The sequence below is a fragment of the Yoonia sp. genome (assembly GCF_017854415.1).
In the GTDB taxonomy this organism is placed as follows: domain Bacteria; phylum Pseudomonadota; class Alphaproteobacteria; order Rhodobacterales; family Rhodobacteraceae; genus Yoonia.
The window spans coordinates 1-6,342 of the sequence record NZ_JAFMHR010000152.1 but is presented as its reverse complement, the minus strand read 5'-3'; the positions used below and the strand labels follow the sequence as shown (position 1 = coordinate 6,342).

Genomic DNA, 6,342 nt, shown 5'->3' with positions numbered 1-6,342 from the left:
CCAGTCAGGGCTGGGTCCATTTTTGACGCCTTTAATCAGGCGACCACAAAACACAGGACAGCCGTCTAACGTATCTGCATCAATCGAAACACCCATATCAGCGGTGAAAGAAGCGGGCACAGGATCAACCGTGATCGGTTTCAACGTCCCCAAGCCACGTGCGGCCAAATCGCGGGCAACACCGCGTACACCCAGCGCATCAGGGCGGTTCGGCGTAATCGCAATCTCGATCACGGCATCGACCTTGTCAGGTGCGTTTTCTGCCAACCAATCGGTGAACCGTTGACCAACCTCGCCTGAAGGCAATTCGATAATGCCATCGTGCTCTTCGGACAGTTCCATCTCGCGCTCGGAACACATCATGCCATAGCTTTCGACACCGCGAATTTTGCCGACGCCAATGGTGGTATCAATGCCGGGAACATAGGTGCCAGGGCTGGCGATCACGACGGTGATGCCGGCGCGCGCATTGGGCGCGCCACAGATAATCTGGGTCGGTCCATCAGCGGTTTCGACCTGACAGATTTGCAGCTTGTCGGCATCGGGATGCTTTTCAGCTGTCAGCACTTTGCCAATCCTAAAATCGGCCAGCCGTTCGGCGGGGTTTTCGATCCCTTCGACCTCAAGCCCAAGGTCGGTCAGCGCGTATTCGATTTCAGCAATCGACGCGTCGGTTTCAAGGTGGTGTTTCAGCCAAGAAAGCGTGAATTTCATGGGTCCGTCCTGCGGTTCAAATAAGTTGTGTTGGGCTTAGCGGATTAAGGCGATAGGGGAAAGAGGCGGCGTCACTTGGTGCGCTGTGCTGCAGTCAGTGTTGCATCACTTCGCGCCCGCCAAGAATACATGCATCGCCATTAAAATATCTCTCGCATAAGTTTGATATGCGTCGTAAATCGCGATCAGTCTGGACGGGATCGACCCGTACCACTCTGGGTTCTGAATGAATGCTTGGTTTCAGGTACTTTGCCATCGCTGCGGCCTTGGTAATCCTTGGCTCTTTTTTTGTGCAAAGCGGGGATGAACGCGCATCTGGAAGGATGGTCGAGATCCTGTCAAAAGTGCAGATCGAATGCCGCAAGCACAGCTTTGAAGTCGCCAACGTCAGGTTTGGTTGCCAAAGTTTCGCCGACGTCCGCAAGATCGAGATGCGCGCCGACAACCGCAATCGCGGCAATGGCGGCGAGCGTCTGATCCAGATCGGACGCTAAAGTTCGCGACCTGCCAGGTCCTCGACCAGTTCAAAATGTTCAAACACCAGCATCATTTCGGGATCGAAATGGCCGCCCCGTTTGAAATAGGCTTTGTGGTCTTTGCGCCAGCCTAGCAACGTGTCGTTTTCACCCTCGCATAGCGCCATTTCTTCGGTCACGTCGCAATAGCGGACTTGTGTGACTTCCACGGTGCGGATCACAAGCGCGGGCGTGCCGTCCCAGTTGGCGGCGATATCGCAGCGGCCCGCGACGGGCATGGCTTCGGGTTCGCCGTCGAAGTCGGACAGCGCCGCACAAGTCGCGGTTTTTTTGCCTTGGCGGACAAGGGCAATGAGGTGCTGGCAAAGTTCCGCGCTATCGCCAAATTTGAATGTGCCCGCGCCGGGGTATGTGTCTTGCAGGTCTTCGGTTTCGTTGTTCATTTTGGTGTCTTTCTCAACAAAGGGCAGTGTTCGGACCTCGGGGTGGGTGCAAAGCGCCCTCCCCATGGGGGAGGTCCGGGCGCTGCCCGGCGAGCCGGGCCGGACAACAGAGACTTAGCGCGACAACCCACCATGCAGCGTCGGCTGCTGCAACGCCGCAAACCCGTAGTGCCGCAACCAGCGCAGATCACTATCAAAGAACGCGCGCAAATCCGGTATTCCGTATTTCAGCATCGCAATCCGGTCGATTCCCATGCCGAACGCAAAGCCCTGCCATTCTGCCGGATCAACGCCCGCAGCTTGCAGAACCTTTGGATGCACCATGCCAGAGCCCAAAATCTCAAGCCAATCATCGCCCTCGCCCACTTTCAGCGTGCCACCTTCCCAAGAACAACGGATGTCGACTTCGGCTGACGGTTCGGTGAACGGGAAATGCGACGCGCGGAAGCGGATGTCGACGTGGTCGACCTCGAAATACGCCTTCACGAATTCCTCTAGCACCCATTTCAGGTTCGCCATGCTGATGTCTTTGTCGATGGCCAAACCTTCGACCTGATGGAACATCGGTGTGTGCGTCTGGTCATAGTCGGCACGGTACACGCGGCCCGGACAGATGATGCGGGTCGGTGCGCCTGATGCCTCGAGCGAGCGGATTTGCACGGGGCTCGTGTGGGTGCGCAACACGTGCGGCGGACGGTCGTCGCCTGCGGCACGGTGCGTATAAAACGTGTCCATCTCGGCCCGTGCAGGGTGGTGGCCAGGGATGTTCAGGGCGTCAAAGTTGTACCAGTCGCTTTCGATCTGCGGGCCTTCGGCCACGGCAAAACCCATGTCGGCAAAGATCGCTGTAACTTCTTGGGTGACTTGGCTGATCGGGTGGATAGATCCTTGGGCGCGGCCACGACCGGGCAATGTCACGTCCAGCCATTCGCCACGCAAACGCGCATCAAGAGCGGCATCGCCAAGAGCGGACTTCTTAGCGAGTAAGGCGCTATTGATCTCGTCCTTCAACGCATTCAGCGCGGGGCCTGCGGTTTGGCGTTCTTCTGGGGTCATCTTGCCCAGCTCGCGCATTTTCAGGCTGATCTCGCCCTTTTTGCCGACGGCTTGCACGCGCAAATCTTCGATTGCGGCCTCGTCAGCTGCATCTGCGATCATGCTTAGGTATTTTTGCTTAAGATCATCCATCGTCGGGTCGTCCTTTATTCGCTTGGTGCTCTGCTACCCGTTGCGACTTCGCCATGCAAGCAGTGGGCAATTCAGACGCATTAATTTCATATCAAAACGAAAAAAGCCGCCCGGTTTCCCGCGCGGCTTTGGAATTTCTTTGCGGGCAGCGATTAAGCAGCCAATGCATCCTTGGCTTTGCCAACGATTGTCGCAAATGCATCAGGTTCGTTCACGGCCAGATCGGCCAGAACCTTGCGGTCTACTTCGATGCCAGCCAGCATCAGACCATTGATGAACTTGGAGTAGTTCAGTGTCTCATCAACCGAACGCACACCTGCGTTGATCCGCTGAATCCACAAAGCGCGGAAATTGCGCTTGCGATTGTGACGGTCACGGGTTGCATACTGGTTCGCTTTGTCGACAGCCTGCTTTGCGACCTTGAAGGTCTTGGAGCGGCGATCATAATATCCTTTGGCAGCGTCGAGTACTTTTTTGTGACGACGGTGCGTGACGGTTCCACCTTTAACGCGCATATCTCAAATCCCTCTAGGTTAACGTGCGTAAGGCATCATCGGTTTGATGATACCTTCGTCAGCTTTGCAAAGTGTGGTTGTCCCACGGGCATTGCGGAGGAACTTGTTGGAACGTTTGATCATTCCGTGACGCTTGCCAGCTTGGCCGGCAAGAATGCGGCCAGTGGCCGTCACTTTGAACCGCTTTTTGCAGCTCGATTTTGTCTTCATCTTCGGCATTTCCGTCTCCTATTACTAAGTCGGTCGGAACGCGCGACTCGGCATGCCATATTGGCCGGACGCGCGGGTTAAGTTGTGCGATATAGGGCGCATCCCAAATGTGTGCAAGCGGTTAGTTCAGGTAGCGTCCCAAGACCACGAGGATCGTGTCATCGACCGCTCCGATAGAGTACACATCAGGGTTTTCCTGTGCAGCATAGACAATAGCACCACCCGCAATCAAAAGCATCAAGGCAGCCTGTTTGGGCCAGCGGCGGTCAGCGTAAGCGCTCACAAATGACGGGACTGCGAAAGCGGCTAGCGCCACCCCGATAACAAAGATCAGGTCGAAATCCATTGATGCTGCCCTTACTGATGCCGTTGGCGCAGTTTAATCAGCATCCGCCGCATAGATCAAACGTTCTGCACAGGGGGCAACACGCAAGATATTCGTTGAACCCGGCGTGTTGAATGGCACACCCGCAGTGACGACAACCATGTCTTCCTCTGTCGCCAAGCCTTGGGCACGCGCAGCACGAACCGCTTCAATTACAGCATCTTTGAACCGGTCAACATGGCCGGTCACCACGCAGTTCGTACCCCATGACAGGCAAAGCCGGCGCGCCGTAGCGATGCGACTGGTCAAGGCGATAATCGGCACACGAGGCCGTTCGCGTGCAACAAGCAAGGCTGTCGTGCCCGACTGTGAAAAACAGCAGATCGCTTTGACGTCTGTCGTCTCGGCGATTTCGCGTGCCGCAGAGACAATCCCGTTAGCCACAGTTTTGCCTTCGGTCTTGCGGGACGCTTCGATAATCTCGGTGTATGTCGGATCGGTTTCAACTTCGCTTGCGACGTTGTGCATCGTTGTCACAGCTTCGATTGGATACGAACCAGCGGCTGATTCCGCGGACAACATGATCGCGTCCGCACCTTCATAGATCGCAGTGGCCACGTCCGACACTTCGGCGCGGGTCGGCATCGGCGAATCGATCATTGATTCCAGCATCTGCGTCGCGACGATCACCGGCTTGGCAGCGGCACGGCATTTGCGCACCAACTGCTTCTGGATCGGCGGTACATTCTGCACCGGCAATTCAACACCCAGGTCACCTCGGGCAACCATGATCCCGTCAGAAACCGCGAGAATTTCATCAAACATCTTCACAGCATTGGGCTTTTCGATCTTGGACAAGATTGCCGCCCGACCTTTGCAAAGATCGCGCGCCTCTTCGACGTCCGCCGGACGCTGAACGAATGACAGCGCGAGCCAATCAACGCCCAATTCACACACAAACTCGAGGTCTTTGCGGTCTTTGTCGGACAAAGCCGCGAGCGGCAGAACAACGTCAGGGACGTTTACGCCCTTGCGGTTTGAAATTGTGCCACCAACGATAACTTCGCAATTGGCGAATGTTGCGCCGCAATCCTTGACCCGCAGCTTGATCTTGCCGTCATTGACCAACAAATGCGCGCCCGGCTCGAGCGCGTCAAAAATCTCTTTGTGGGGCAACTTTACGCGATTCACATCGCCATCGGCATCGTCCAGATCAAGGCGGAAGGACGCACCCGGCACCAATTCTTCTTCTCCATTGGCAAAAACACCAACGCGCAATTTGGGGCCTTGCAGGTCGGCAAGGATGGAAATCGGGCTGTTGAGGTCTTTTTCGACTTGGCGAATAATCGCGTGGCGCACCTTAATTTCTGCGTGATCACCGTGCGACATGTTCAGGCGGAACACATCTGCGCCTGCCTCGTGCAGTGCACGGATCATCGCATAGTCATTTGAAGCGGGGCCAAGTGTGGCGACAATTTTCACGTTGCGGTGGCGTCTCATATCTTTTCCTTCGTCCAGCAGCGCCGTTAGCGGTAACAGCGCCAGTTGCGCCCTTATTGCGCAATTCCATTCCAGTTACAATTGGCCTAAATGCGGTGACAGAGGAATGACACTAACATGACAAATGAACCATTTGAGATTCTAGGCGCGGACCGGACCGGGCGGTGGCTGATCAGCTGCGATCATGCGACGAATACTGTGCCCGACTGGGTGTATGGCGGCGATCTGGGCCTGCCCGCTGACGATATGGAGCGCCACATTGCCTATGATATCGGTGCTGCAGGCGTGACCCGCAAATTGTCAGAGGCCCTTAACAGCCCTGCGATCCTGTCGCGGTTTTCACGTCTGGTCTGTGATCCTAACCGTGGCGAAGATGATCCGACGATTATGATGCGCCTTTACGACGGCACGATCATCCCGGCCAACCGCAATGCTGATCAGGCAGAGATCGAAGAACGCCTGCGCCGCCTGTACCGCCCCTATCACGCAGCCTACGCCGATCTGGCCAACAAAATCGCAGCACCCGTCATCTGCGCGGTCCACAGTTTCACCCCGCGTTTGCGCAGTCGCGCGCCCCGCCCTTGGGAAGTCGGCGTGCTTTATGCGGATGATACACGGCTCGCCATACCGTTTATGGCCGCATGCCGCGCACAAGGTTGGTGCACAGGCGACAATGAACCCTATGCAGGACGCTTGCCTGGAGATGCCGTTGACAGACATGCCCTGCAACACGGCCGCCCGAATGTGTTGATTGAGTTACGTCAGGATTTAATCGCTGACGAGGCAGGGCAAACCCTTTGGGCCAACAGATTAGCCCCTATATTATCAGATGTACTGGCCCAATCGGGTCTTTGAAGGGAACGCACTATGGACGACCAAACACGTATCGAACTGGAAGCCGCCGCATTCCGTCGCTTGCAAAAGCACCTGATGGAAGACCGCACTGACGCGCAAAACATCGACATGATGAA

General features: G+C 56.1%; 9 protein-coding genes and 1 pseudogene. 3 read left to right on the top strand and 7 right to left on the bottom strand.

The genetic code is table 11. From position 1 onward, the window contains the following. On the bottom strand, positions 1–714 hold a 714-nt coding region (gene ytpR, locus QZ197_RS14005), incomplete at its 3' end, for a YtpR family tRNA-binding protein (RefSeq protein ID WP_363157896.1). Between the two features lie 230 nt (positions 715–944). Between ytpR and QZ197_RS14000 the strand changes: the two genes are divergently transcribed. Continuing rightward, a complete protein-coding gene (locus tag QZ197_RS14000; RefSeq protein ID WP_296432750.1) occupies positions 945–1,208 on the top strand; it encodes a hypothetical protein in 264 nt (87 codons plus the stop codon). On the opposite strand, the gene QZ197_RS13995 is transcribed toward QZ197_RS14000, so the two are convergent. From QZ197_RS13995 to pyk, 6 genes are all read right to left on the bottom strand, one after another. Then, positions 1,205–1,633, bottom strand: a complete 429-nt coding sequence (locus QZ197_RS13995) for an ASCH domain-containing protein (RefSeq protein WP_296432749.1) — start codon at positions 1,631–1,633, stop codon at positions 1,205–1,207. The genes QZ197_RS14000 and QZ197_RS13995 overlap by 4 nt on opposite strands. Positions 1,634–1,747: 114 nt before the next feature. Next, the gene (pheS, locus tag QZ197_RS13990; RefSeq protein ID WP_272146498.1) at positions 1,748–2,821 is read right to left on the bottom strand and encodes a phenylalanine--tRNA ligase subunit alpha; all 1,074 of its coding nucleotides are present in this window, start codon (positions 2,819–2,821) and stop codon (positions 1,748–1,750) included. 152 nt (positions 2,822–2,973) lie between these two features. Continuing rightward, positions 2,974–3,336 carry a 50S ribosomal protein L20 gene (gene rplT, locus QZ197_RS13985; RefSeq protein WP_272146497.1) on the bottom strand — a complete coding sequence of 121 codons (363 nt, stop codon included), beginning with the start codon at positions 3,334–3,336 and terminating at the stop codon, positions 2,974–2,976. Between the two features lie 18 nt (positions 3,337–3,354). After that, a complete protein-coding gene (gene rpmI, locus QZ197_RS13980; RefSeq protein ID WP_272146496.1) occupies positions 3,355–3,555 on the bottom strand; it encodes a 50S ribosomal protein L35 in 201 nt (66 codons plus the stop codon). Positions 3,556–3,667: 112 nt separating this feature from the next. Next, entirely contained in the window at positions 3,668–3,892 is a 225-nt protein-coding gene (locus QZ197_RS13975) for a hypothetical protein (RefSeq protein WP_272146495.1), read from the bottom strand. Between the two features lie 33 nt (positions 3,893–3,925). Beyond that, entirely contained in the window at positions 3,926–5,371 is a 1,446-nt protein-coding gene (gene pyk / locus QZ197_RS13970) for a pyruvate kinase (RefSeq protein ID WP_272146494.1), read from the bottom strand. A 117-nt stretch (positions 5,372–5,488) separates the two neighbouring features. Here pyk and QZ197_RS13965 point away from each other — a divergent pair, with 117 nt between their 5' ends. Next, positions 5,489–6,226: an N-formylglutamate amidohydrolase gene (locus QZ197_RS13965; RefSeq protein ID WP_272146493.1), complete on the top strand. Its 738-nt coding sequence runs from the start codon at positions 5,489–5,491 to the stop codon at positions 6,224–6,226. 12 nt (positions 6,227–6,238) lie between these two features. Then, positions 6,239–6,342, top strand: a pseudogene (locus tag QZ197_RS13960) (DUF1244 domain-containing protein); the annotation flags it as partial.